Source organism: Mycobacterium sp. NGS50 (assembly GCF_059812545.1).
On the sequence record NZ_JCALCW010000051.1, the window covers coordinates 1 to 24,594 of the forward strand.

Sequence of the window (24,594 nt, forward strand, 5' to 3'; positions counted from 1 at the left end):
AGTCTGAACACACGCTCGGACCACTAGCCGCAGCTCCGGTTAAGAGAGTTCGTCCGCGCTGCGCAGATCACGGGTGATTACGGTCCGCGCCGCCAGCTCGTCGTCGGGCGGATAGTCGACGCCGACCAGGGTCAGACCGCGCGCCGGCGCCGCGGCGAAGTCACTGGAGCGCCGCGTCGCGTCCAGCAGTTCCGCGCACCAGCCCGGGGGGCGGCGACCGGCGCCGACCGCCAGCAGCGCCCCCACCAGCGAGCGGACCATCGACCAGCAGAACGCGTCGGCGGTGACATACGCGGTGACCAGGTGGTCGTCCCCGCGTACCCAATCCAGCCGCTGCAGATCGCGAATCGTGGTGGCGCCCTCGCGGTGTCGGCAGAATGCAGCGAAGTCGTGTAGCCCCAGCAGGCTGCGCGACGCCAGATTCATCGCCTCGGTATCCAGCGCCCGCGGCCAGGCGGTGATGTAGCGCGCTTCTTGCGGCACCACCCCGTACGGTGCGGTCGACAACCGGTAGACGTAGTGGCGGCGCAGCGCCGAAAACCGGGCATCAAATCCGGCGGCGGCGCGCACGATGTGCAGCACCCGGACATCCGAGGGCAGCAACCTCCCCAGCCGTCGCAGCAGCGGCAGGAACTCCGGGTCCCCGGGTCGCCGGCTGCGGGGATGGGCGTGGCTCAACGCGTCCGACGGGATGTCGACGTGGGCCACCTGGCCGGTGGCGTGCACCCCGGTGTCGGTGCGCCCGGCCGCGAACAGCCGGACCCGGGTGCGAAAGATCGTCGACAGGGCGTCATCGAGCACGCCGGAAACGGTTCGCTGGCCGGCCTGCACGGCCCAGCCAGCGAAATCCGTTCCGTCGTAAGCGATATCCAGCCGCAGCCGAACGGTCACGACGTCAGGACTTGTCGTCCCCGTCGGTGTCCTCGGCGGCCTCGGGAGCCTCGGCAGCCTCAGTGGCTTGCGGCGCCTCGGTCTCGACAGCTTCGGCAGCCTCGGCAACTTCCACTGCCTCAGCCTCGGCCGGGGCCTCAACCTCGGCAGCCTTGGCCTTGGCCTGCGCGGCCGCTGCCCGCCGGGCCTTCTCGGCCTCGGAGGTCACCGTCTTCTCCCGCACCAGCTCGATGACGGCCATCGGGGCGTTGTCGCCCCGGCGCGCCTCAACCTTGATGATGCGGGTGTAGCCGCCGTTGCGGTCCGCGAAGTGCGGCCCGATCTCGGCGAACAGCGCGTGCACGACGTCCTTGTCGCGGATCTTCTTCAGCACCTCACGCCGGTTGTGCAGCGTGCCCTTCTTGGCGTGGGTGATCAGCTTCTCCGCGTACGGCCGCAACGCCCGGGCCTTGGCCTCGGTGGTCTTGATCCGGCCGTGCTCGAACAACGACGTGGCCAGGTTCGCCAGGATCGCTTTCTGGTGCGAGGACGACCCGCCGAGGCGAGGGCCCTTGGTGGGCTTGGGCATTGCGACTTCTCCTAAATGGGGCCGGCCCCCGTATCAGGTAGGGCCGGGACGGAATTCTGTTACAGCTGCTCGGTCTCGGCGTAGTCCGCGTCGTCGTAGCCGCCGTCAGCCGACCAGGTGCCGGTCGCGACGTCGTAGCCGGCGACCTGCGACGGGTCGAAGCTGGCCGGGCTGTCCTTGAGCGACAGGCCCAGCTGGTGCAGCTTGACCTTCACCTCGTCGATGGACTTCTGACCGAAGTTGCGGATGTCGAGCAGGTCGGACTCGGTGCGGGCGACCAGCTCACCGACGGTGTGCACACCTTCACGCTTGAGGCAGTTGTAGGAGCGCACGGTCAGGTCCAGGTCGTCGATCGGCAGCGCGAACGAGGCGATGTGGTCGGCCTCGGCCGGCGACGGCCCGATCTCGATGCCCTCGGCTTCGACGTTGAGTTCGCGGGCCAGGCCGAACAATTCGACCAGGGTCTTACCGGCCGAGGCCAGCGCGTCCCGCGGGCTGATGGAGTTCTTGGTCTCCACGTCCAGGATCAGCTTGTCGAAGTCGGTGCGCTGCTCGACACGGGTGGCCTCCACCTTGTAGGTCACCTTGAGCACCGGCGAGTAGATGGAATCGACCGGGATGCGGCCGATTTCAGCACCGGAAGCCTTGTTCTGCACCGCCGGCACGTAGCCGCGGCCCCGCTCGACGACGAGCTCGACCTCGAGCTTGCCCTTGTCGTTGAGGGTGGCGATGTGCATGTCCGGGTTGTGCACGGTGACACCGGCCGGCGGCACGATGTCGCCCGCGGTGACCGCGCCCGGGCCCTGCTTGCGCAGGTACATGGTGACCGGCTCGTCCTCCTCGGAGGACACCACCAGGCTCTTGAGGTTCAAGATGATGTCGGTGACGTCTTCCTTGACGCCGGGCACGGTGGTGAACTCGTGCAGCACGCCGTCGATGCGGATGCTGGTGACCGCCGCGCCCGGGATCGACGACAGCAGCGTGCGCCGCAGCGAGTTGCCCAGGGTGTAGCCGAAACCGGGCTCCAACGGCTCGATGACGAACTGGGAGCGGTCCTCGGCCAAAACCTCTTCGGACAGGGTGGGTCGCTGAGAGATCAGCATTGTTTTCTATCTCCTTCTCGGCACCCGCTATTTGATGCCGTTGGGGTCCCGGGCCCGGCGGGCTCAGGACAGGGTTACTACTTCGAGTAGAACTCGACGATCAGCTGCTCGGTGAGCGGGACGTCGATCTGCGCCCGCTCGGGCAGCTGGTGGACCAGGATGCGTTGCCGTTCGCCGACCACCTGCAGCCAGCCCGGCAGCGGACGATCCCCCGCGGTCTCCCGCGAGATCTGGAACGGCAGCGTGTTGATCGACTTGTCCTTGACGTCGATGATGTCGTACTGCGCCACCTGGTAGCTGGGCACGTTCACCTTCACCCCGTTGACGGTGAAGTGACCGTGGCTGACCAGCTGACGGGCCATCCGGCGGGTGCGAGCCAGGCCGGCCCGGTACACGACGTTGTCGAGGCGGCTTTCCAGGATGCGCAGCAGCTCATCGCCGGTTTTGCCTTCGCGGCGCACCGCTTCCTCGTAGTAGCGGCGGAACTGCTTCTCCATCACGCCGTAGGTGAAGCGGGCCTTCTGCTTCTCCTGCAGCTGCAGCCGGTATTCGCTTTCCTTGATCCGCGCGCGACCGTGCTGGCCGGGCGGGTAGGGACGCTTTTCGAATGCCTGGTCACCACCGACCAGGTCGACGCCCAGGCGGCGCGACTTGCGGGTGGCGGGTCCGGTGTAACGAGCCATGTTGTTTCTCCTCCTCGAACCCGACTAGACCCGACGCCGCTTGGGCGGACGGCAGCCGTTGTGCGGCTGGGGGGTGACGTCGGAAATCGCGCCGACCTCCAGACCGGCGGCCTGCAGCGACCGGATGGCGGTCTCGCGGCCCGAACCCGGACCCTTCACGAACACGTCGACCTTCTTGACGCCGTGCTCCTGGGCCTTGCGGGCGGCGTTCTCGGCGGCCAGCTGTGCGGCGAACGGAGTCGACTTGCGCGACCCCTTGAAGCCCACGTGGCCCGACGACGCCCAGGCGATGACGTTGCCCTGCGGGTCGGTGATCGTGACGATCGTGTTGTTGAAGGTGCTCTTGATGTGCGCGGCACCAAGCGGGATGTTCTTCTTTTCCCGGCGCCGCGTCTTGAGGGTCTTCTGCCCCTTCTTGGGGCCGGCTGCTGCCTTCTTCGGTGGCATAGGGGGTTACCTGGCCTTCTTCTTGCCGGCGATGGTGCGCTTGGGCCCCTTGCGGGTGCGCGCATTGGTCTTGGTCCGCTGGCCGCGCACCGGCAGGCCGCGGCGGTGCCGCAGACCCTGGTAGCAGCCGATTTCGATCTTGCGACGGATGTCGGCCTGCACCTCGCGGCGCAGGTCACCCTCCACCTTGAGATTCGCTTCGATGTAGTCGCGCAGGTGGGTCACCTGGTCATCGGTGAGATCCTTGGTGCGCAAATCCTTGTCGATGCCGGTGGCAGCAAGGATTTCCCGCGAACGGGTACGGCCAACGCCGTAGATGTAGGTCAGCGCGATCTCCATCCGCTTGTCACGCGGGAGATCGACGCCCACAAGTCGTGCCATGGGGGCATGCCCCTTTCATCTTCGTAACGGAGGTATTGGTCCCAGCCCGTTCCCGGCCTACTGCTCCGGGGCCCGGCCTCCGCGCCGGGCGTGTGTGATCGTGCCCATCTCTAAAGATGCCAGCCCGATCACTGGTACTGGGAGGTCTGCATTCAGTTGTGGTCTTCGGTGCTTGCGCTCGTCGCTAGCCCTGGCGCTGCTTGTGCCGCGGGTCGGAGCAGATCACCATGACCCGCCCATGCCGGCGGATCACCCTGCACTTGTCACAGATCGGCTTGACGCTCGGGTTCACCTTCACGGCTGTACTGGTCCTGTCTTGATCGCTGGTTGGTCTGACGAGTGAATCTGCGGGCCGGCTACTTGTACCGGTACACGATGCGGCCGCGGGACAAGTCGTAGGGCGAAAGCTCCACCACGACCCGGTCCTCGGGCAGGATCCGGATGTAGTGCTGGCGCATCTTCCCGCTGATGTGGGCGAGCACCTTGTGACCGTTCTCCAGCTCAATGCGGAACATCGCATTGGGCAGGGGTTCAACCACGCGGCCTTCGACCTCGATGGCGCCGTCTTTCTTGGCCATACGTTCCGGCGATCCTCTTCTGTCTGAGTTCAGTGCTGCACAGCATTCGCCCCGACTGCAGAACGTGAGCCGGTAACAGAAATTCCGTGGAATCCCGGGATGGGCACACCAAGAGTCGGCGCGGATACCGCACCGTTGCCCCACGATACCCGCATCGCCGCGCTGCGCCAAAATTCCGCATCGCGGCCAGGGCCCCGGATGCGAGGATAGGTTTCACCTCCCTCGGACAGGGCCGGGCCTTCCCGGCCGCAACATCGGGCTGGGCAGAAAGGAGTCCCGTGACGGCTGTGTACCTGGCGGTGTTTGCCGTCGGCGCGGTCGCGGTGCTCTCCGCGTTGTTGCTCACCGACTTCGGCCACGACGGGATGCCGTTCTTGAGCCTCACCACCGTCTCGGCGGCCCTGCTGGGCGCGGGCACCGGTGGTCTGGTCAGCACCTGGGCGGGGCTCGGCGGCCTCGGCGCCGGGGCGATCGCCTTGCTCAGCGGGGCCGCCCTGGTCGCCGGTTTGCAGGGTGTGGCGCTCCCCTACCTGCGTAAACAGCAGTCCAACTCGCACCGCGGCCGGTCGTCCTACATCGGATTGCTCGGCACCGTCACGCTCGATGTTCCCGCCGACGGCTGGGGCGAGGTCGCCTTCGTCGATCCGGACGGCAACCGGGTCCGGTCCCGGGCCATCAGCAGCGAACCGGAGACCCTGACCAAATCCACCCGGGTGTACATCGCCGATGTCGACGCCGACTACGTCCACGTCGTCGCCGTACCCGAGCACTGAAAGGCACTCGTCATGACGCTGGTCACCATTGTCGTCGTCGCCGCGGTGGCAGCCCTGCTGCTGCTGGTCGGGCTACCGACGATCTATGTGAAGAACTACATCAAGGTGCCACCCAACGAGGTGGCGGTGTTCACCGGTCGCGGTCAGCCCAAGGTGGTGCGCGGCGGTGCCCGGTTCCGGATGCCGGGGATCGAGCGGGTCGACATCATGAGCCTGGAGCCGTTCAACGTCAGCATCAACCTGCAGAACGCGCTGTCCAACAACGGGGTGCCGGTCAACGTGGAGGCCGTCGGCCTGGTTCGGATCGGCTCAGCCGACGAAGCGGTCCAGACCGCCGTGCAGCGCTTCCTGACCTCCAACCTCGACGACCTGCAGCACCAGATCAACGACATCCTGGCCGGCAGCCTGCGTGGGATCACCGCGACCATGACCGTCGAGGACCTCAACTCCAACCGCGACTCCCTGGCCCGCAGCGTGGTCGAGGAAGCCGGCACCGACCTGGCGCGCATCGGTATGGAGGTCGACGTCCTCAAGATCGCCGGCATCTCCGACCGAAACGGCTACCTGGAATCTCTGGGTCAGCGCCGCATCGCCGAGGTCAAGCGGGACGCCGCCGTCGGCACCGCCGAAGCCGAGCGCGACGCCCAGATCCAGTCCGCCAAGGCCCGCCAGCAGGGCGCGGTGGCCCAGGCTGAGGCCGACACCGCGATCGCCACCGCCAACCAGAAGCGGGACGTCGAATTGGCCCGGCTGCGGGCCCAGACCGAGGCCGAGAACGCCCAGGCCGACCAGGCCGGTCCGCTGGCGCACGCCCGCGCCGAAAAGGACGTCGGCATCGCCGTCGAACAGGCCGAGGCCGCCCGGGTTCAGGCCCGCATCGAGGTGGAGCAGCGGCGCAGCGAACAGGCGCAGGCCGCGCTGCAGGCTGATGTGATCGCACCGGCCGAAGCGCAGCGGCAAGCCGACATCGCCCGCGCCGAGGGGCAGCGCCAGGCCGCGATTCTGGCCGCTCAGGCCCAGGCCGAAGCGGCGCGGCAAGCCGGTGAGGCCCAAGCCGATGCACGCAAGGCCGCCGCCGACGCGCTGCGCGTCGAACGCCAGGCCGAGGCCGACGGCGCCAAGGCGAGCCTGGTCGCTGAGGCCGACGGCACCAAGGCCAGGCTGATCGCTGAGGCCGACGGCACCAAGGCCAAGCTGCTTGCCGAGGCCGAGGGTAAAAAGCAGATCGCCGATGCGCTCAACAACTACAGCGCCGAAGCGGCCCGGATGCTGATGCTGCCCGACGTGCTGTCGTCGGTCGTGCAGGCGACCCAGGCCGCGGCCGCGCCGCTGTCCGACATCGAACGGCTTTCGATCATCGGCGGGTCCGGCGACGCCCGCGATGCGATCGGTGGCCTGCTCGGCATCAGCCCGCTGGGTATTGCCAAGGTGCTCGAGACACTGAAGGCGTCCGGCATCGACGTCGCCGCGATGCTGAACCGGGAGCCCTCACCCGACGAGCCCTGACACACTGGTGTCAGCACCCGCGTAGCTGAGGAGCACTATGACCAACTCGATCGCGCTCAAACCTGACCTGGGCCGGTTCGGCGTCTGGACGATGGGCCCGATACCGCCCGAGCAGGCGGCCGAGATCGAAAAGCTGGGGTACGGCACAGCATGGGTGGGCGGCTCACCGGCCGCCGACCTGGCCTTCGTTGAGCCGATACTGGCGGCGACGTCGACCCTGCAGGTGGCGACCGGCATCGTCAACATCTGGTCTGCGCCGGCGCAGGAAGTCGCCGAGTCCTACCACCGCATCGAGCAAGCCCATCCCGGCCGGTTTGTGCTGGGCATCGGTGTCGGGCACCGGGAGCATTCCGAGGGCTACCGCGCTCCGTATACGGCGCTGGTCGAGTACCTCGACGCACTCGACGAAGCCGGGGTGCCGACCAGTCGCCGGGTCCTCGCGGCGCTGGGCCCCAAGGTGCTGACCCTGTCGGCACAGCGCAGCGCGGGTGCCCACCCGTATCTGACCACGCCCGAACACACCGGCACCGCCCGTGAACTGGTCGGCAATTCGGTGCTGTTGGCGCCCGAGCACAAGGTGGTGTTGACCACCGACGCCGCCGAGGCGCGCGCCGCCGGACGCGATGCCGTCGGCTTCTACCTGGGCCTGTCGAACTATGTGAACAACTGGAAGCGGTTGGGGTTCACCGAGCGCGACGTCACACCGCCCGGCAGTGACCGGCTGATCGACGCGGTGGTCGCGCACGGCACCGCCGAGGCGATCGCCGCCCGCCTGGTCGACCATCTGGACGCCGGGGCCGACCACGTGACCATTCAAGTACTGGGCGGCCGCGACAAGCTGCTGCCGACACTGACCGCATTGGCGGGGCCGCTGGGGCTGACGGACTAGCCGATGCGGCTTCTGGTCACCGGGGGCGCCGGCTTCATCGGTGCGAACTTCGTGCACCGCGCCGTGCGCGACCGTCCCGAGGTGGCGGTGACGGTGCTCGACGGGCTCACCTACGCCGGCAGCCGCGAGTCGCTAGCACCGGTTGCCGACCGAATCCGGTTGGTGCAGGGCGACATCACCGATGCCGCACTGGTGTCGACGCTGGTCGGCGAGTGCGATGCGGTGGTGCATTTCGCCGCCGAAACCCATGTCGACAACGCCCTCGCCGACCCTGAGCCGTTCCTGCGGTCCAACGTGGTCGGCACGTTCACGGTGCTGGAAGCGGTACGTGCGCACCGGGTTCGGCTGCATCACGTCTCCACCGACGAGGTGTACGGGGATCTGGAACTCGACGACCCGGGCCGCTTCACCGAGTCCACCCCGTACAACCCGTCCAGCCCGTACTCGTCGACGAAGGCAGCCGCCGACCTGCTGGTGCGCGCATGGGTGCGGTCCTACGGGGTGGCGGCGACGATCTCGAACTGCTCCAACAACTACGGCCCGTACCAGCATGTGGAGAAGTTCATCCCGCGGCAGATCACCAATGTGCTGACCGGACGCCGGCCCAAGCTGTACGGCGGCGGCGCCAACGTGCGCGACTGGATCCACGTCGATGACCACAACACCGCGGTCTGGCGGATCCTGGACGCCGGCCGGCCCGGCCGCACCTATCTGATCGGCGCCGACGGCGAACGCGACAATCTGTCGGTGTTGCAGACCATTCTGACGCTGATGGGCCGCGCACCCGACGATTTCGATCACGTCACCGACCGTGCCGGGCATGATCTGCGGTACGGGATCGACCCGTCGGTGCTGCGCACCGAACTGGGCTGGACACCCCAGCACACCGACCTCGAGGCCGGCCTGCGCTCGACCATCGAGTGGTATCGCGCCAACGAGTCCTGGTGGGGGCCACTGAAGGACGCCGTCGAGGCGCGCTACCAACAGCGGGGGCAGTGACATGGGTGCACGCGAACTGGCCGTCCCTGGCGCCTGGGAGATCATCCCGGACGTCTACCCCGACGCCCGCGGTCTGTTCTTCGAATGGTTCAGCGACCGGGAGTTCACCGCGTTCGCCGGGCACCGGTTCCAGGTCCGGCAGGCCAACTGTTCGGTGTCCTCGGCCGGCGTGCTGCGCGGTCTGCACTTCGCGCAGTTGCCGCCGAGTCAGGCCAAATACGTGACCTGCGTGTCCGGTTCGGTGTTCGACGTGGTGGTGGACATCCGCGTCGGCTCCCCCACCTTCGGTCGCTGGGATGCCGTGCAGCTCGATGGCCGCAGCCGTCGCTCGGTATACCTTTCCGAAGGCCTGGCTCACGGTTTCGTTGCCCTGCAGGATGATTCGACGGTGATGTACCTGTGTTCGGCCGAATACGACCCGCAGCGCGAGCACACCATCTGCGCCACCGATCCGGCCCTGGCCATCGACTGGCCGAGCGATCATCCGCTGCTGGTGTCCGAACGCGATGCCGTGGCACCCACACTCGCAGAGGTGCAGGCATCCGGGGTGTTGCCCAGCTGGGAGGAATCCCGCACGTTTATCGAAGGGCTTGACTGAGATCGACGCCAAAATTTGCAAAACGGCCGCTTTTCGGGGCCATACGTCAATCTGGACGTCGATCTCAGCAGCAGCCGCGGTATTGAATCTGGTCGCGGCCTGCGGAGGGGGAGCTAGCGGACCGCGCAGCGGGGAGCAGGCCGTCCGCGCACATATCGCCGCCGCACAGGCTGGTGATGCCGCCGCCCTGCGCGACAACGCGTGCGGCCCCCTCGCCGACGCATTGACCGCCCACACCGACACTGAGGTCCGCGACGAGTTCCGCCGCAGCTACGACCCCGCGCCCGACCACTTCACCACCACCACGACCCCCACCGGGCGCCACACGGTGACCGGCTACTACGCCGACATCACCGACCTGGACATCTCTTTCCTCACCGAGGACCACGACGGCTGGAAGGTCTGCGAGATCCGCAGAGGCAATGGCCCACTCGGCCGCCTGCCCGGTCCATTCGAAAGGTAACCGGCGCGGCGACAGACCAGCGTGAACTCAATCCCCCTGCCTATGAATACGCGGGCCGGCACCCGATGGTTCAAATGCGCGTCGGGTGAACCGACTACGCCACTGACCCGTAGATCCCTACGTGGAAAACATAACTCCCAGAACACGTCCAGCCGCGCCTGCCGTCTCCGGCCCGGACACCCCGTCCGTGGCCGCCGCGACGGTCGCGTTCCCGCCGAACCGCTGCCGCCAGGACGAGGCGGTATCGTGCCTAGCCGATATCGCCGGTGACGAGTTTCGGCGTTTCGCCGCCAGCAGCGGCGTTCAGTCCCGCGCCACCGCACTGCCGCTGTCGCAGTACCGCGATCTCAGCGGCTTCACCGAGGCCAACGACGTCTTCCTCGATGTCGCTCTCGACCTGGGTGAGCAGGCGCTGCTGTCCGCCCTGGACAAGGCCAACCTGAAACCGGCCGAGGTAGACATCGTCTTCTCGACAACGGTGACCGGGCTGGCCGTGCCCACGCTGGAGGCGCGGCTGGCCACGCGCATCGGCCTGCGTCCCGATGTCAAACGTGTCCCGATGTTCGGCCTGGGTTGTGTTGCCGGCGCGGCCGGGGTGGCCCGCATGAACGACTACCTGCGTGCCTATCCGGATCAGATCGCCGCGTTGCTCGCCGTCGAATTGTGCTCGCTGACCATCCAGCGCGACGACCATTCGGTGGCTAACCTGTTGGCCGCCAGTCTGTTTGGCGATGGCGCTGCCGCCGTCATCTCCGTCGGTGCCGGTCGTGCCGCCACCGGGCCGAAGGTGTTGGCCACCCGCAGCCGCATCTATCCCGACACCGAGGATGTGATGGGCTGGCATATCGGCAGCAGCGGCTTCCGCATCATCTTGTCGGTCGAGGTCGCCACCGTGGCCGAGAAGTATCTGGCCGAAGACGTCCGCAATTTCCTCGCTGATTACGGGTTGACCACCGACGACATCACGACCTGGGTCTGCCACCCCGGCGGCCCGAAGGTGATCGACGCGGTCGAGAACGGGCTGGATCTACCCGCTGCAGCCCTGGCCCACACCCGCGATTCGCTTCGCGACAACGGCAACCTGTCATCGGTGTCGGTGCTCGACGTGCTGCGCGCGACCATGGCCGATCCGCCGCCGCCGGGCTCGTTCGGTCTGATGATCGCGATGGGCCCCGCGTTCTGCTCCGAACTCGTCCTGCTCGGCTGGTAGTCGTGTACACCCTGTTGATCCTGGCTGTCGCCGTTGAGCGACTCGTGGAGCTGGCCGCCTCGAACCGGAACGCTCAGTGGTCTTTTACCCACGGCGGCAGAGAATTCGGTGAGGATCACTACCCGGCGATGGTCGCCGTGCACACCGGCCTGCTGGTGGGTTGCGTGGTCGAGGTGTGGGCCCTGCACCGGCCGTTCCTGCCCGTGTTGGGCTGGCCGATGCTGGCCGTGGTCGTGGCGAGCCAGGCGCTGCGCTGGTGGTGCGTGGCCACGCTGGGGCGGCGCTGGAACACCCGGGTGATCGTGATGCGGGACGCTCCGCTGATCCGCAGCGGCCCGTACCGGTGGCTGCATCACCCGAACTACGTCGCCGTGGTGGCTGAAGGGCTGGCACTGCCGCTGGTGCATACCGCGTGGCTGACCGCGGTCGGTTTCGCCATCGCCAACGCGCTGGTGCTACGCACCCGTATTCGGGTGGAGAACGCGGCGCTGGGCTACCGGTGAGCGGCTACGACACCGACCTACTGATCGTCGGCGCCGGCCCGGCCGGCCTGGCAACCGCGCTCCACGCGCGCCGGCAAGGACTTTCGGTGATCGTGGCGGACCCGCGGCAAGGTCCGATCGACAAAGCCTGTGGAGAAGGGTTGATGCCGGGCGGACTGGCTGAGCTGACCGTCCTCAACGTGAACCCGGCGGGCATGCCGCTCCGCGGTATCGCCTACCTCAACGGGCATCGCCGCGCCGAAGCTCCCTTTCGCGACGGGCCCGGCCGTGGGGTACGACGCACCACGCTGCATGCGGCGCTGGCCCGGCGCGCCGACGACGAAGACGTCTACCGCCTGTCGCGGCGAATCAACGACATCAGCCAGGACGCTCATGGCGTGGTTGCCGGTGGTATCCGTGCGAGATGGCTGGTCGGAGCCGACGGGCTGCACTCGACGGTGCGCCGCGCCGCTGAAATCCCTGCCGCCGCCGGGGCTCCGCGACGCTACGGGGTGCGCCGGCACTACGCCGTGCCGGCCTGGTCGGAATTCGTTGAAGTGCACTGGTCACGGTGGGGTGAGGCGTATGTCACCCCGGTGGAACCCGATCTGGTGGGGGTGGCGATCCTGGCGCGGCGCCGACCCCAACTGGAATGGTTTCCGCAGCTGGCCAACCGACTGCGCGGCGCCGAATCCGGCCGTCCGCGCGGCTGCGGCCCGCTCCGCCAACTTGTGTCACACCGTGTCCAAGGTCGAGTGCTGCTGGTTGGCGACGCGGCCGGATACGAGGACGCCCTGACCGGCGAAGGCATCAGCCTGGCGCTCAAACAGGCTGATGCGGCCGTCGCCGCCATCGCCGATGACAACCCGGCGTCCTACGAGCGGGCCTGGCGGACGATCACCCGCAACTATCGCCTGCTCACCCGGGCTCTGGTGCTGGCCAGCACACCGCAGGCCACCCGGCGGACCGTTGTTCCCGCATGCGCGTTGCTGCCCAACGTGTTTCGGGGTGCCGTGCATGCACTGGCACATTGATTCCAGTCTCAGCGGACCCCGCCCCCCCAGTAAACGAATTGTTTGCCTTTCATCCATCGGTGGTCCATATCTCGTTGGCCGTTCGTTAACCAGCGGATCGTGTTCCCGTCATCACTAGTTTTTCAAGGATTGGAGTCCCCCATGACTGATCGGCGTTGCACGCTTTTCGGCACGGCCGCCGGCGCTTTCCTGGCGGCGGGATTGATTCCGTTGGCGGTCGCAGCCGCCGCCCACGCAGACGACCAGGACGGCATTCCCATCACCCCCGGTGTGGCCGACGCCGACTTCATGAGCGGGCCGCTGCAGAATTTCGGCTTCTTCACCGATCAGGGATTCGCCGATCCCGATGAGCATTTCGATGCGATGGTCTTCCAGATTCCGTCGCTGGGCATCACCGACGTGTTGACCTCGGGGATCGATCCTTCCGACAGCCTTGCCGCGGCCGATCCGGGACTCGGGTTGCCCGCCGATGTGACTGCCGGGACCGTCGACGTCACGGTCAACACATTCCACGACTCGATGGACCCCGCCCTCGACAGCGCGTTCACCATTCCGTTCACCGACCCGCTCACCGATTTGTGGGTTGCGCTGCTCCCCTTCGGCTTCTAAGCCAAGGCCGGCGGCGCACGCCGCCGATCATTCGCTGATCCCGCGAGGGTTGCGGCCGCCCCGCCGCGGTCGGGCGGATGGTTGCGGATCGGCACCCGGATTTACTAGGATATGCAAGTATTCTGGGTGTTGCCCTCCGCACGCGAACCTCACGGGATAGCCATGACCAAACAGATTGCACACTTCATCGACGGCAAGCGCACTGTCGGCCGCGCGACTCGCACCGCCGAGGTGCTCAACCCCAGTACCGGACAGGTGCAGGCGACCGTGCCGATGGCCAACCAGGCCGACATCGACGCCGCGGTGGCCTCGGCCGCCGAAGCCCAAAAGGGCTGGGCCGCCACCAATCCGCAGCGGCGTGCCCGGGTGATGATGCGGTTCATCGACCTGGTCAACCAGCACATGGACGAGTTGGCCGAGCTGCTGTCGCTGGAACACGGCAAGACGTTGGGCGATGCCCGCGGCGACATCCAGCGCGGCATCGAGGTCATCGAGTTCGCGGTCGGCATCCCGCATCTGCTCAAGGGCGACTACACCGAATCGGCCGGCCCGGGCATCGACGTGTACTCGCTGCGCCAGCCGCTGGGTGTGGTCGCCGGTATCACCCCGTTCAACTTCCCGGCGATGATCCCGCTGTGGAAGGCCGGCCCGGCGCTGGCCTGCGGCAACGCCTTCATCCTCAAGCCGTCCGAACGTGACCCGTCGGTGCCGGTGCGGCTGGCCGAACTGTTCCTGGAGGCCGGGCTGCCGCCGGGGGTGTTCCAGGTGGTGCACGGCGACAAGGAAGCCGTCGACGCCATCCTGCACCACCCCGACATTCAGGCGGTCGGCTTCGTCGGCAGCTCCGACATCGCGCAGTACATCTACGCCGGCGCGGCCGCCAACGGCAAGCGGGCGCAGTGCTTCGGCGGCGCCAAGAACCACATGATCGTGATGCCCGACGCCGACCTGGACCAGGCCGTCGACGCGCTGATCGGCGCCGGCTACGGCAGCGCCGGGGAACGCTGCATGGCGATCTCGGTGGCGGTGCCGGTCGGCGAGCAGACCGCCGACCGGCTGCGCGCCCGGCTGGTCGAACGGGTCAACGGGCTGCGGGTCGGGCACAGCCTGGACCCCAAGGCCGACTACGGGCCGCTGGTCACCGAGGCCGCGCTGGCCCGCGTGAAGGACTACATCGGCCAAGGTGTGGACGCTGGCGCCGAACTGGTGGTCGACGGGCGCGACCGCGGCAGCGACGAATTGTCCTTCGGGGACGACAGCCTGGAGGGCGGCTACTTCATCGGCCCCACCCTGTTCGACCACGTCACCCCCGACATGTCGATCTACACCGACGAGATCTTCGGGCCGGTGCTCTGCATCGTCAGGGCCCACGATTATGAAGAGGCACTGCGGCTGCCTTCCGAGCACGAGTACGGCAACGGGGTGGCGATCTTCACCCGCGACGGCGACACCGCCCGCGACTTCACCGCCCGGGTTCAGGTCGGCATGGTGGGTGTCAACGTGCCGATCCCGGTGCCGGTGGCCTACCACACCTTCGGCGGCTGGAAGCGGTCCGGCTTCGGCGATCTCAACCAGCACGGTCCGGCGTCGATCCAGTTCTACACCAAAGTCAAGACCGTCACCCAGCGCTGGCCGTCCGGCATCAAGGACGGTGCCGAATTCCACATCCCCACAATGGAATAGGGCTGCCATGCGATTCTTCAACATGGACGACGACGAGCGGGTGATCACCGAGACCGCCGCCGCATTCGCCGACAAGCGCCTGGCCCCATACGCGTTGGAGTGGGACGCCACCGACCACTTCCCGACCGACGTGCTGCGGGAGGCGGCCGGCCTGGGCATGGCGGCGATCTACTGCCGCGAGGACGTCGGCGGCAGCGGTCTGCGCCGCCTGGACGGGGTGCGGATCTTCGAGCAACTCGCCGTCGGGGATCCGACCACGGCGGCCTACCTGTCGATTCACAATATGTGCGCGTGGATGATCGACTCGTTCGGCACCGAAGAGCAGCGCAAGTCGTGGCTGCCGCGGCTGGCGTCGATGGAGTTGATCGCCAGCTACTGCCTGACTGAGCCCGGCGCCGGATCCGACGCCGCCGCGCTGAGCACCCGCGCGGTCCGCGACGGCGACCACTACGTGCTCGACGGCGTCAAGCAGTTCATCTCCGGGGCCGGCGTGTCGGATGTGTACGTGGTGATGGCCCGCACCGGCGCCGACGGGCCTCGCGGCATCTCCACGTTCATCGTCGAGAAAGACACTCCCGGAGTGAGTTTCGGCGCCGACGAGCAGAAGATGGGCTGGCGGTCGCAGCCGACCGCCCAGGTGATCTTCGACGGGGTGCGGATACCGGCCGACGCCATGCTGGGCGGCCCCGACGGCGAGGGCACCGGCTTTTCCATCGCGATGAAGGGCCTCAACGGCGGCCGGCTCAACATCGCGGCCTGCTCGTTGGGCGGCGCGCAGGCCGCGTACGACAAAACGGTCGCGTACCTGGCCGACCGGGAGGCGTTCGGCGCCGCCCTGCTCGACGAGCCCACCATCCGCTTCGCGCTGGCCGACATGGCCACCGCGCTGGAAACGTCGCGACTGATGTTGTGGCGGGCGGCGTCCGCGCTCGACACCGACGACGACGACAAGGTCGAGCTGTGCGCGATGGCCAAACGCTACGTGACCGACGCGTGTTTCGAGGTGGCCGACAAGGCGCTGCAGTTGCACGGCGGCTACGGCTATCTGCGCGAGTATGGTCTGGAGAAGATCGTCCGGGACCTGCGGGTGCATCGGATTCTGGAGGGCACCAACGAGATCATGCGGGTGGTGATCGGCCGGGCCGAGGCCGCCCGGATCCGCGCCACCGGCTAGGAAGGCAGCACGTGTCGACTATCGCGTTTCTGGGGCTGGGCCACATGGGCGGGCCGATGTCGGCCAACCTGATCGCCGGCGGCCACGCTGTGCGCGGCTACGACCCGGTTCCCGCCGCCGCGGCCGCCGCCGCCGACCACGGCGCCACGGTGTTCGACAGTGCCGCCGCCGCGGTCGCGCAGGCCGACGCGGTGATCACCATGTTGCCCAACGGCGGGATCGTCAAGGCCTGCTACGCCGAGATCCTGCCGGCCGCCGCGCCGGGCACCCTGTTCATCGACAGCTCCACCATCTCTGTCGACGACGCCCGGGAGATCCACGCGTTGGCGGGCCAGCACGGTTTCGCCCAGGTCGACGCCCCGGTGTCCGGCGGCGTGCCGGGTGCGGCCGCCGGCACCCTGGCGTTCATGGTCGGCGGCGAACCGGCGGCTTTCGAGCAGGCCCGCCCGGTGCTGGAACCCATGGCCGGCAAGATCATTCACTGCGGTGCCGCCGGCACCGGTCAGGCCGCCAAGATCTGCAACAACATGGTGCTGGCGGTGCAGCAGATCGCCATCGGCGAAGCGTTCGTGCTGGCCGACAAGCTGGGATTGGCCGCGCAGTCGCTGTTCGACGTGATCACCGGCGCCACCGGCAACTGCTGGGCAGTGCACACCAACTGCCCGGTGCCCGGCCCGGTGCCCACCTCCCCGGCCAACCGCGACTTCACCCCGGGGTTCGCCACCGCGCTGATGAACAAGGACCTGGGTCTGGCGATGGATGCGGTGGCCTCAACCGGCTCGGCGGCACCGCTGGGCAGCCACGCCGCCGAGATCTATCGTGGCTTCGCCGCCGAACACGCCGGTAAGGATTTCAGCGCGGTCATCGAGTTGCTGCGCGGCAGCTGACCCGCCAGGTCCGGCGGTTGTGCCCGCCGCGCTCTCGGCAGCGATGAGATTCGACCGCCCGCGGTGTCTGTACTCACGAGAGTCATTCACCGAGGAGTACCACCATGGCCGTCCAAGCGGATTTCATCGAACGCGCGGCACCGTACCGCGCCGAGCTGATCGCACACTGTTATCGCATGCTCGGTTCGGTGCACGACGCCGAGGACCTCGTCCAGGAGACCTATCTGCGGGGCTGGCGCGGTTATCACGCGTTCGAGGAGCGGGCCGCAATCCGGACGTGGCTGTACCGCATCGCCACCACCGCATGCCTGCGGGTCCTTCAAAGCCGGGCGCGCCGCGTATTACCGGCAGGGTTGGGTGCCGGCTCGGTCGATCCCGACGTCGAACTCAACTCCAGCGGGCACGGCCACGACTGGCTCGAGCCGCTTCCGGACGCGCTGACCCCCGAATCGGCGGTGATCGCCAAGGAAAGCATTCGGCTCGCGGTGATAGCCGCCCTACAACACCTGCCGCCGCGCCAACGCGCGGTGTTGATACTTCGCGACGTCGTGCAATTCAGCGCGGCGGAGGTCGCCGCGCTTCTCGAAACGACCCCGGCGGCCGTCAACAGCGCCTTACAGCGGGCCCGGGCACATCTCGCACAGTCGGCTCCCAGCGATGACGAAGTCGCCGACCCGAACGACGCCGAGCAACTCAATCTCGTCGAACGCTATTGCGCCGCATTCGAAGAAGGCGACGTCACCGCCCTTACGCAGCTGCTGCAGGCCGATGTGAAACTTGAGATGCCACCGTTCTCGGTGTGGTTCACCGGTCGCGATGCCGTCATCCGTTTCCTCGCCGCGCGGGCGTTGACCGGCAGCGTGCGGATGATCCGCACCGCCGCGAACGGGCAACCCGCGGTTGCCGTTTACCGCGGCGACGCCGACGCCGTGGTTCAGGCGCACGCCATCCACGTGCTCTCGGCCGCCGGCGGCCGAATTCGCGCCATCACCGTCTTTCTCAACCCGAGACTGTTCAGTACCTTCGGCTTGCCGCCAACGTTGCGCGTTGCGGGTTAGCCGACCGCTTCGGATCGATCCGCCGCAGGCCGCAGCAGATATATCGCGGCGCTCAGCAACAGAATCCACGGAATGTCGGTGACCAGCTTGCTGTGATACTGATGCTCGAACGCGCCGGGAATCATCACCAGGCCGTGCACCAGATTCACCCACATGGTGAAGTCCAGGAACGACGCGTACCCCGCGGGGCGGCGTGCGGCGACCAGAATGTAAGCCGCCCAGGTCAGATAGATCGCGGACAGCATCAGTGCGACATGTCCGGGCAGATCGTCCCAGACCAGCCAGTGCATCCCCGCACCTTCGCGGAATGCCGGCCACTGGGTCGCGTAGCCGATGAAGATGGTGCCGAAGATCAGGATCGATCCCACCCCCCACACCACCAGAATCATGCGCAATAGCTTGTCTTTGGTTGCTGCGTCCACCGGTTCTTCTCCTTCGAAATGCGGGTACTGGATTAGATGCATCTCGAGGCGAAGATTCATCGGCCGGGCGCGGCTGCCCCGCCGCGAGCGTGCGCAGATGTACGGTGAAAAGGCTAAAAGCCTGGCATTCTGTGCACCCTCGCGCCGACCGGAGACCTCAGAAGTCGCCGGCGTGGCGGCGCAGCGTCTCGATCGATGACGTCAGCGTCCGAGACTCCCGCGGCGACATCCCGATGTCGGCGAATACCTGCTCGTTGAGCGTGGCGGTGGCATCTTCGACGGTGGATCTGCCCAGTTCGGTGATCTGCACCAGCGTGGTGCGCCCGTCGGTGGGGTGCGGCAGGCGTTGCACCAGGCCGTTGGCCTCCAGCCGTCTGATCGCATGGGTGACGCTGGTGACGTGCACCTGCAGCCGGTCGGAGGCCTTGGTGATCGGCAGTGCGCCGGTGCGGCTGAACGCCAGCAGCCGCAGCAGCTCGAAACGGGAGAAGCTCAGGTCATAGGGCCGCAGCGCGGCCTCTACCCGGGCCAACAGAATCTGGTGAGCCCGCATCACCGAGGTCACCGCAACCATGCCGTCGGCGACCTCACCCCAGCCGGCGCGTTCCCAGTTGGTTCGCGCGGCGGCGATCGGGTCACGGTTGTCGGGTTGTGGAGCGGCCACGCCCTTTCTTATCACTTTTCGCCGCGCCCGTGGCCGGGCCTCAGGTACCGGTGAACTCCAGCGCCTCGCCCGTCGTGAACCAGGTGTGGTGTCGAACACGCCGGTCAATCGGCCCCTGCGGATTCTGGTGGCCGGCGCCGGCGTGGGTGGTATCTCGGCGGCCCGGGGACTTCTGCGCGACGGGCATGACGTCGCTGTCTTCGAGCAGCGGCCGCACCTTCAGGCCGGTGGTGGCGCGGTGACCATCTGGTCCAACGGCGCGACGGTGCTCACCCAACTGGGCGTACAGATGGACGGCGCCGGTCAGCGGCTGTCCACCGTGCGGGTCGTGACGTCGACGGGTCGCCCGCTGGCAACGATCGACGTGGCCGCGATGGCGGACCGTCTGGGGGCACCGGTCCGCATGGTGCCCCGTCGAGTCCTGCTGGAACGGCTGCTGGAACCCTTTCCCGCCGACCGCATCCGCTGCAATGCCCGCCTCGCGGCGGTGCGGGGTACCCGCGACGGCGTGCGGGTCGCGTTCGAGGACGGCACGTGCGCCGAGGGCGATCTGCTGATCGGCGCCGACGGCCTGCACTCGCTCGTTCGGAACTTCGCCGGGGGGCAGCCGGCGGCGCCCACCGGATGGTGCAGCTGGCAGGGCCTGGCCGCGTTCCCCGACATCCTCGACGACCACACGGTGGCGCTGGTGGTGATCGGCGAGCGCGGAAATGTGGGCTTGTGGCCGGCCGGGGACGCCACCCTGCAGTGGTGGTTCGATCTGCCCTGGTCGTTCGACTTCGTCAGGCCGCCAAGGCCGCTCGCCGTGCTGCGGACCACCTTCACCGGATGGTCGGGGGCGGTCGATCGCCTGCTGGCCGCACTCACCGACGACGATCTGGCCGACTCGCCATACCCGCATTTTCGGCATCCGATTCCGCATCCGGGACACGGCGCGGTGACGCTGCTCGGCGATGCCGCCCACACGATGCCGCCGACGTTGGCACAGGGCACCAATCAGGCGCTGCTGGACACGATGGTGTTGCGCAAGGCGCTGTCGCGCGACGGCGATGTGGCGACCGCGTTGCGCTGGTATGAGAAGACCCGACGGCGCAAGGTCCGCGCCGTTTCGAGGGTGGCGTCGCTGCAGGTGGCCCACGGCGAGTCGGTCCTGAGACCGGCCGCGCTGATCTCTGACCGGGTGCACACCTGGGCGCTGTCGCGGTTCTTGGGTTCGACCAGCCACCGCAGGATGTCCGCGGCGATCAGCCGCGAGCACGCGTCGACGATGGCCGATCTGTCTGGCCGACGGACATGACCCGCGACGATCCGGTCCGGGTGCGAAGCGACTTCGACGCGCCCTCCCGCTGGCTGTGGCTGGTCAAGTGGTGTGTGCTGGCTGTCCCGCACTACCCCATACTGATCGGGCTGTACCTGGTGTATCCGCTGATGACCGTCGTCGCCGGTGCCGCCATCCTGGTCACCGGGCGGTATCCGCGCCGCATCTTCGACTTCAACGTCGGTGTGCTGCGCTGGTCGTGGCGGGTGATGAATTACCGGTTTCCGATGAACAGCACCGACAAGTTCCCCCCGTTCACATTGGCCTCTCGGCCCGACTATCCCGCCGATCTGGAAATCGATTATCCGGAACGGCTCGACAACGGGGCCGTCCTGGTGAAGTGGTGGCTGCTGGGACTCCCGCAGATCCTCATGTGCTGGGCGATGGAACCGCTGCTACAGGTGCTCTGCGTTATCGCGGCGGTCGCGCTGTTGAGCACCGGGACCATTCCGTCAGGCATGCGCGATCTGCTGCTGGGCATCACCCGCTGGCGCTATCGGGTCGCGGCCTATGTCTCGCTGATGAGTGACGAATACCCGCCGTTCCGAATGGATCTCGGCAACCAATGAGACGCCGCAATCCGCTGTTCCCGTACGTGTATCGCCTCGGTATGCCGCTCTTCGACCGGCTGTTCTATCACCGGTATCGCCGCGCGGCGATGAGCAATGCGACCGGTCGCCTACTGCTCGTCGGCGTCGGGCCCGGCACCGATCTGAAGTTCCTGCCGCCCACGGTGACGTCGGTCGCCGCGGTGGAACCGGAGCCGGCGATGCGGAGGATGGCCTGTGCCCTGGCCCGGCATCGCCGGATCGCCGTCGATATCGTCGATGGCGCTGGCGAAGCGATCCCCTTCCCGGACAACAGCTTCGAGTCGGTGCACGTCGGTCTGGTGTTGTGCTCGGTCGACGATGTGGCCGCTACGCTCGCCGAGATCCGGCGAGTGCTGGTCCCCGGCGGCCGTCTGATCGTCCTGGAACATGTCCGAGGTACCGGCGCGATGGGCCGGTTCCAGGACATGATCGCCGGACCGTGGGCCTGGTTGGCGTCTGGCTGTCACCCGAATCGCCGAACCGTCGAGGCCATCGCCGCGGCTGGTTTCGATATCAGCGGGTTACGTGCCGTCGGGCGAACCCTGGTGCCGCCGCCGTGTACACCGCATCTGCAGGGCGTCGCCACCATCGCCGGAGGCTAGCCGCAGACACATCTGTTAACCATATGTTCATTTCCAGTTCAGCTTTTGCCGGGCCCGGCGATCGTGTCATGAGCAGGGCAACGCACAGATGGAACTTCAGCAGATCGGGGCGGGTTGCGCGGCTGTGGGACGCCCACATCGATCGGTTCGAAGATTGGAGTCTCCCATGAGTGGTCGGCGCATTTCACTGGCCGTCGGCACCAGTGCCGCCGTTGTGGCCGCAGGTCTGGGCCCGATGGACACCGCTGCCGTCGCACACGCCGGCACGGACGGCGGTGCCGCACTGGTCGACACCGTCCTGATGAGTCAGACCAACGACCTTGACCTGCTCACCGGGATCGCGGCGGCGCAGGACGCCCTGGTGAATACTGCCCCTCCGGACCTCGCGGCATTGGGACCGGATTCCATGACCAGCGTCGCTGATCCCGACTTCATAAGCAATGTTCACGATTTCGGCTTGTTCACCCTCACCTCCGCCGCCGACCCCGATGATGATTTCGTGGCGTTCGCCATCCAAAGTCCGCTGTTCACCGATATTTTGACGTCCGGAGCTGACCCCGAGGGGAGCTTGGGGTTGGGCGACGCAAGCATAGGGTTGGCCGGAGCGACGGTAAACACCTTCGAAAGCTCCGTTTTCCCATTCCTCGACAGCACGTTCACCCTTCCGTTCCCGGACCCCTTCGCCGACTTGTTTACCTTCCTGGTGCAACTCGGCTTCTGACGCATGCCAGGGGGACTTTGACGACGCGACACGCGGGGGTTGCGTCGTCAAAGTGCCTCTCGCGGCCGGGATCAGCGCAGGCGCTATTCGACGCTGACCGCCTCGATGATGTTCAGGCGCACCGCCCGTCGCGCGGGCGGCACCGCACCGAGCAGGCAGATCGCCACCGCGCCAAGGGTGCAGACCACCGCGGTCGGGCTGGGCTGGAACACGACGTCGAAATTCATGACGTCGGCGCTGACCAGGCTGTACAGCCACTGGTCGGCCATGCCGAACACCAGCCCGCACACACCACCGACGACGCCGATACCGGCCGCCTCGGCCAGCACCATCCGCACGGTGAAGCGTCGGCTGGCCCCGATCGCCCGCAGCACGCCGATTTCGCGCCGCCGTTCCAGCACCGAGAGGGTCAGCGTGTTGAGCAGCGCGACGGCGGCGACCAGCACCGCGATGCACCAGACCGCGTTGGCGATGAACATGCTCTGGTGCAGCGGCGCTTCCAGACCGGCCAACGCCGCCGAACCGTCGTAGACGTAGCTCGACGCGGGCGCCGCCCGCCGGACATCGGACAGCAGACGCGACCGATCCGTGCCGGGCGCCGCGGTAACCTGCAAGATCGTCGCGTCGGGACGGTCGAACCAGGTCCGCATCCGATCCAGGCTGATGCCGATGGTGCCGATGACCGTCGAGAAGTAGGGCACCAGCGCCAGCACCGTTGCCTGCCGCGCGCCGCGCGGCGTTTGCATGTGCAGTTGCTCCCCGACGCGAATGCCCAATGCCGCGCCGAGGTTGCGTGACAGCACCACGCCCTGACCGGCCAGTACCGCAGCACGTAGGGGCTCGTCCAGCGCGCGATAGAACGGGTCGGCGCTTCCGGCGGCGAAGCCGTCGAGCATCACCCGGGACCCGCCGACCACCGCGAACCCGAAGGCGCCCTCGGTGACACGTGAGACACCGGGCACCGCGGCCACTTTCGCGGCCAGCCCACCCGGCAGCGCAGCGGTCGGGTAGCTGTCGGGGGCGTCAGCGCTCACCCACGCGTCGACGTCGGCGACCGGGACGAAGATGGCGCGCGCCGAGGAGATCATGTCGCGGCTGGTGCCCACGACCACGATCGTGGTCACCACGGCGATGAGCACGGTCATCACCGTGGCCCACACCCGCCGCGGCGACCGGGTGATTGTCGCCGCAGCCACAACGGATCCGAACATTCGCGCCGCCCCGGCGGCAGCTGTGACGATCGGCTCGGTCAGCGCGAATCCGGCCGCGATCTCGGCGCCGAACACCGCCACCAGTGCGGCAAAAGCGAAACTGGCGTGATCCGCAACGATCACGATCGCCGCCGCGAGCGCGCCGACAGCGCACGCATTACTGGCGATCCGCAGCCAGCCAGGCACCCGGTCGGCTCGGGAGACGCCGACGGGTGCCAGCGCCTCGATGGGCGAAACCTTGTACACCTGCCGCGCGGCCATACCCGAGGCAACGACGCTGGCGACCACCGTCGCGGCGAGCGCACTCGGAATCGCGTAGCCGGGCAACCAGTATTCAACCCGGGCTTCCAGGCCTTGGGTGACCGCCGGCGGTAATCGGCCGATGGCGATACGGCCCGCAGCGATTCCGAGGCCGGACCCGATGGCCCCGCCGATCAGTCCGAGGACCGACGCCTCGGCCAGCATGTCGGTCACGATCGCGCCGCGCCGGCCACCGATCGCCCGCAGGATGGCGATGACCGGCCGGCGGGCGGTGATCGCCATGGTCATCGTGGTGTAGATCAAGAACGCCCCCACCACCAGGGCCACCGCCGCACCCGTGAGGGCCATGGCGTTCATCAGCTTCACTCCGTCACCGGCGCGAGCGGCGCGCAGACCCGGGTCGGCGACGATGGCGCGGCCGCCGACGGCGGTGGTGACCGCCGCGCGCACGGCGCCCAGATCCGCACCCGGCTTGACGGTGAGAAGGATCGAGTCCAGCTTGCCGGGCCGGCCGGTGAGGTTCTGCGCCAGCGGAAGCGAGGCCAGAATGTAGTGTCCGCCGTTGAGCTGCGCGAGTGATCGCCCCGCAAGCACCGACCCGACGGTGACCACGTGCGACCCCAACGCGAACGTGTCACCGGCCGTGTAGCCGGCACCGGGCCCGACCTGAACGGTGTTGGGTTCCCGCGGCGGCGCCGGCTCGCTGGCATCGAAGGCCTCCTTCAGTGCGCCCTGCAGGGCTGCGCTGCTGGTGTCTGCACCCAGCAGCAGGACGCGTCCCGCCGGCGT

The 24,594-nt window shown here is 67.7% G+C and carries 28 protein-coding genes and 1 pseudogene; 18 read left to right on the forward strand and 11 right to left on the reverse strand.

What is annotated here, in order from left to right; all coding sequences use genetic code 11:
* Positions 1-39: 39 nt before the first annotated feature.
* From truA to infA, 8 genes are all read right to left on the reverse strand, one after another.
* Positions 40-948: a tRNA pseudouridine(38-40) synthase TruA gene (gene truA / locus AC5Y36_RS24160; RefSeq protein WP_500043530.1), complete on the reverse strand. Its 909-nt coding sequence runs from the start codon at positions 946-948 to the stop codon at positions 40-42.
* The gene (gene rplQ, locus AC5Y36_RS24165; RefSeq protein ID WP_500043506.1) at positions 896-1,459 is read right to left on the reverse strand and encodes a 50S ribosomal protein L17; all 564 of its coding nucleotides are present in this window, start codon (positions 1,457-1,459) and stop codon (positions 896-898) included. The genes truA and rplQ overlap by 53 nt, the downstream gene beginning before the upstream one ends.
* Before the next feature lie 59 nt (positions 1,460-1,518).
* Positions 1,519-2,562: a DNA-directed RNA polymerase subunit alpha gene (locus AC5Y36_RS24170; RefSeq protein ID WP_500043507.1), complete on the reverse strand. Its 1,044-nt coding sequence runs from the start codon at positions 2,560-2,562 to the stop codon at positions 1,519-1,521.
* A gap of 77 nt (positions 2,563-2,639) precedes the next feature.
* On the reverse strand, positions 2,640-3,245 hold the full coding sequence (gene rpsD, locus AC5Y36_RS24175) for a 30S ribosomal protein S4 (protein ID WP_500043508.1): 606 nt from the start codon (positions 3,243-3,245) through the stop codon (positions 2,640-2,642).
* 24 nt (positions 3,246-3,269) lie between these two features.
* The gene (gene rpsK, locus AC5Y36_RS24180) at positions 3,270-3,692 is read right to left on the reverse strand and encodes a 30S ribosomal protein S11 (RefSeq protein ID WP_500043509.1); all 423 of its coding nucleotides are present in this window, start codon (positions 3,690-3,692) and stop codon (positions 3,270-3,272) included.
* Positions 3,693-3,698: 6 nt separating this feature from the next.
* Positions 3,699-4,073 carry a 30S ribosomal protein S13 gene (gene rpsM / locus AC5Y36_RS24185; protein ID WP_500043510.1) on the reverse strand — a complete coding sequence of 125 codons (375 nt, stop codon included), beginning with the start codon at positions 4,071-4,073 and terminating at the stop codon, positions 3,699-3,701.
* Positions 4,074-4,257: 184 nt separating this feature from the next.
* On the reverse strand, positions 4,258-4,371 hold the full coding sequence (gene rpmJ, locus AC5Y36_RS24190) for a 50S ribosomal protein L36 (protein ID WP_003879483.1): 114 nt from the start codon (positions 4,369-4,371) through the stop codon (positions 4,258-4,260).
* A 58-nt stretch (positions 4,372-4,429) separates the two neighbouring features.
* Entirely contained in the window at positions 4,430-4,651 is a 222-nt protein-coding gene (gene infA, locus AC5Y36_RS24195; RefSeq protein WP_003418601.1) for a translation initiation factor IF-1, read from the reverse strand.
* Between the two features lie 278 nt (positions 4,652-4,929).
* On the opposite strand from infA, the gene AC5Y36_RS24200 reads away from it, so the two are divergent.
* The 14 genes and pseudogenes from AC5Y36_RS24200 to AC5Y36_RS24265 form a co-directional block, all read left to right on the forward strand.
* On the forward strand, positions 4,930-5,424 hold the full coding sequence (locus AC5Y36_RS24200; RefSeq protein ID WP_500043511.1) for a hypothetical protein: 495 nt from the start codon (positions 4,930-4,932) through the stop codon (positions 5,422-5,424).
* A gap of 12 nt (positions 5,425-5,436) precedes the next feature.
* Positions 5,437-6,930: a flotillin family protein gene (locus AC5Y36_RS24205; RefSeq protein ID WP_500043512.1), complete on the forward strand. Its 1,494-nt coding sequence runs from the start codon at positions 5,437-5,439 to the stop codon at positions 6,928-6,930.
* 37 nt (positions 6,931-6,967) lie between these two features.
* Positions 6,968-7,819, forward strand: coding sequence for an LLM class F420-dependent oxidoreductase (locus AC5Y36_RS24210; protein WP_500043513.1), 852 nt, complete (start codon positions 6,968-6,970; stop codon positions 7,817-7,819).
* Positions 7,820-7,822: 3 nt separating this feature from the next.
* Entirely contained in the window at positions 7,823-8,818 is a 996-nt protein-coding gene (gene rfbB / locus AC5Y36_RS24215) for a dTDP-glucose 4,6-dehydratase (RefSeq protein WP_500043514.1), read from the forward strand.
* Position 8,819: 1 nt separating this feature from the next.
* On the forward strand, positions 8,820-9,416 hold the full coding sequence (gene rfbC, locus AC5Y36_RS24220; RefSeq protein WP_500043515.1) for a dTDP-4-dehydrorhamnose 3,5-epimerase: 597 nt from the start codon (positions 8,820-8,822) through the stop codon (positions 9,414-9,416).
* Positions 9,417-9,498: 82 nt separating this feature from the next.
* Positions 9,499-9,879: a hypothetical protein gene (locus AC5Y36_RS24225; RefSeq protein ID WP_500043516.1), complete on the forward strand. Its 381-nt coding sequence runs from the start codon at positions 9,499-9,501 to the stop codon at positions 9,877-9,879.
* A 187-nt stretch (positions 9,880-10,066) separates the two neighbouring features.
* On the forward strand, positions 10,067-11,089 hold the full coding sequence (locus AC5Y36_RS24230) for a type III polyketide synthase (RefSeq protein WP_500043517.1): 1,023 nt from the start codon (positions 10,067-10,069) through the stop codon (positions 11,087-11,089).
* A 2-nt stretch (positions 11,090-11,091) separates the two neighbouring features.
* Positions 11,092-11,592 carry an isoprenylcysteine carboxyl methyltransferase family protein gene (locus tag AC5Y36_RS24235; protein ID WP_500043518.1) on the forward strand — a complete coding sequence of 167 codons (501 nt, stop codon included), beginning with the start codon at positions 11,092-11,094 and terminating at the stop codon, positions 11,590-11,592.
* A complete protein-coding gene (locus AC5Y36_RS24240; RefSeq protein WP_500043519.1) occupies positions 11,589-12,605 on the forward strand; it encodes an NAD(P)/FAD-dependent oxidoreductase in 1,017 nt (338 codons plus the stop codon). Before AC5Y36_RS24235 ends, AC5Y36_RS24240 begins: the two co-directional genes overlap by 4 nt.
* Positions 12,606-12,746: 141 nt before the next feature.
* The gene (locus tag AC5Y36_RS24245) at positions 12,747-13,214 is read left to right on the forward strand and encodes a hypothetical protein (RefSeq protein WP_500043520.1); all 468 of its coding nucleotides are present in this window, start codon (positions 12,747-12,749) and stop codon (positions 13,212-13,214) included.
* Positions 13,215-13,376: 162 nt separating this feature from the next.
* Complete coding sequence (locus AC5Y36_RS24250; RefSeq protein WP_500043521.1) at positions 13,377-14,897, forward strand: CoA-acylating methylmalonate-semialdehyde dehydrogenase; 1,521 nt, start codon at positions 13,377-13,379, stop codon at positions 14,895-14,897.
* Positions 14,898-14,904: 7 nt separating this feature from the next.
* Positions 14,905-16,071 carry an acyl-CoA dehydrogenase family protein gene (locus tag AC5Y36_RS24255; RefSeq protein ID WP_500043522.1) on the forward strand — a complete coding sequence of 389 codons (1,167 nt, stop codon included), beginning with the start codon at positions 14,905-14,907 and terminating at the stop codon, positions 16,069-16,071.
* A gap of 11 nt (positions 16,072-16,082) precedes the next feature.
* Positions 16,083-16,958: a 3-hydroxyisobutyrate dehydrogenase gene (mmsB, locus tag AC5Y36_RS24260; protein ID WP_500043523.1), complete on the forward strand. Its 876-nt coding sequence runs from the start codon at positions 16,083-16,085 to the stop codon at positions 16,956-16,958.
* A gap of 89 nt (positions 16,959-17,047) precedes the next feature.
* Positions 17,048-18,016: pseudogene (locus tag AC5Y36_RS24265) on the forward strand (sigma-70 family RNA polymerase sigma factor); the annotation flags it as partial.
* Here the strand turns inward: AC5Y36_RS24265 and AC5Y36_RS24270 are convergent.
* The gene (locus AC5Y36_RS24270; RefSeq protein WP_500043524.1) at positions 18,013-18,438 is read right to left on the reverse strand and encodes a DUF6632 domain-containing protein; all 426 of its coding nucleotides are present in this window, start codon (positions 18,436-18,438) and stop codon (positions 18,013-18,015) included. The pseudogene AC5Y36_RS24265 and the gene AC5Y36_RS24270 sit on opposite strands and share 4 nt — an antisense overlap.
* A gap of 157 nt (positions 18,439-18,595) precedes the next feature.
* Positions 18,596-19,102, reverse strand: coding sequence for a MarR family transcriptional regulator (locus AC5Y36_RS24275; RefSeq protein ID WP_500043525.1), 507 nt, complete (start codon positions 19,100-19,102; stop codon positions 18,596-18,598).
* Between the two features lie 88 nt (positions 19,103-19,190).
* On the opposite strand from AC5Y36_RS24275, the gene AC5Y36_RS24280 reads away from it, so the two are divergent.
* The 4 genes from AC5Y36_RS24280 (at position 19,191) to AC5Y36_RS24295 (ending at position 22,333) form a co-directional block, all read left to right on the forward strand.
* The gene (locus tag AC5Y36_RS24280) at positions 19,191-20,399 is read left to right on the forward strand and encodes an FAD-dependent oxidoreductase (RefSeq protein WP_500043526.1); all 1,209 of its coding nucleotides are present in this window, start codon (positions 19,191-19,193) and stop codon (positions 20,397-20,399) included.
* Positions 20,400-20,419: 20 nt separating this feature from the next.
* A complete protein-coding gene (locus AC5Y36_RS24285; protein ID WP_500043531.1) occupies positions 20,420-20,989 on the forward strand; it encodes a DUF4389 domain-containing protein in 570 nt (189 codons plus the stop codon).
* A complete protein-coding gene (locus tag AC5Y36_RS24290) occupies positions 20,986-21,612 on the forward strand; it encodes a class I SAM-dependent methyltransferase (RefSeq protein ID WP_500043527.1) in 627 nt (208 codons plus the stop codon). The genes AC5Y36_RS24285 and AC5Y36_RS24290 overlap by 4 nt, the downstream gene beginning before the upstream one ends.
* Before the next feature lie 235 nt (positions 21,613-21,847).
* A complete protein-coding gene (locus tag AC5Y36_RS24295; protein WP_500043528.1) occupies positions 21,848-22,333 on the forward strand; it encodes a hypothetical protein in 486 nt (161 codons plus the stop codon).
* An 83-nt stretch (positions 22,334-22,416) separates the two neighbouring features.
* Here the strand turns inward: AC5Y36_RS24295 and AC5Y36_RS24300 are convergent.
* Positions 22,417-24,594, reverse strand: a 2,178-nt coding sequence (locus tag AC5Y36_RS24300) for an ABC transporter permease (RefSeq protein ID WP_500043529.1), incomplete at its 5' end; no start/stop codon positions are given.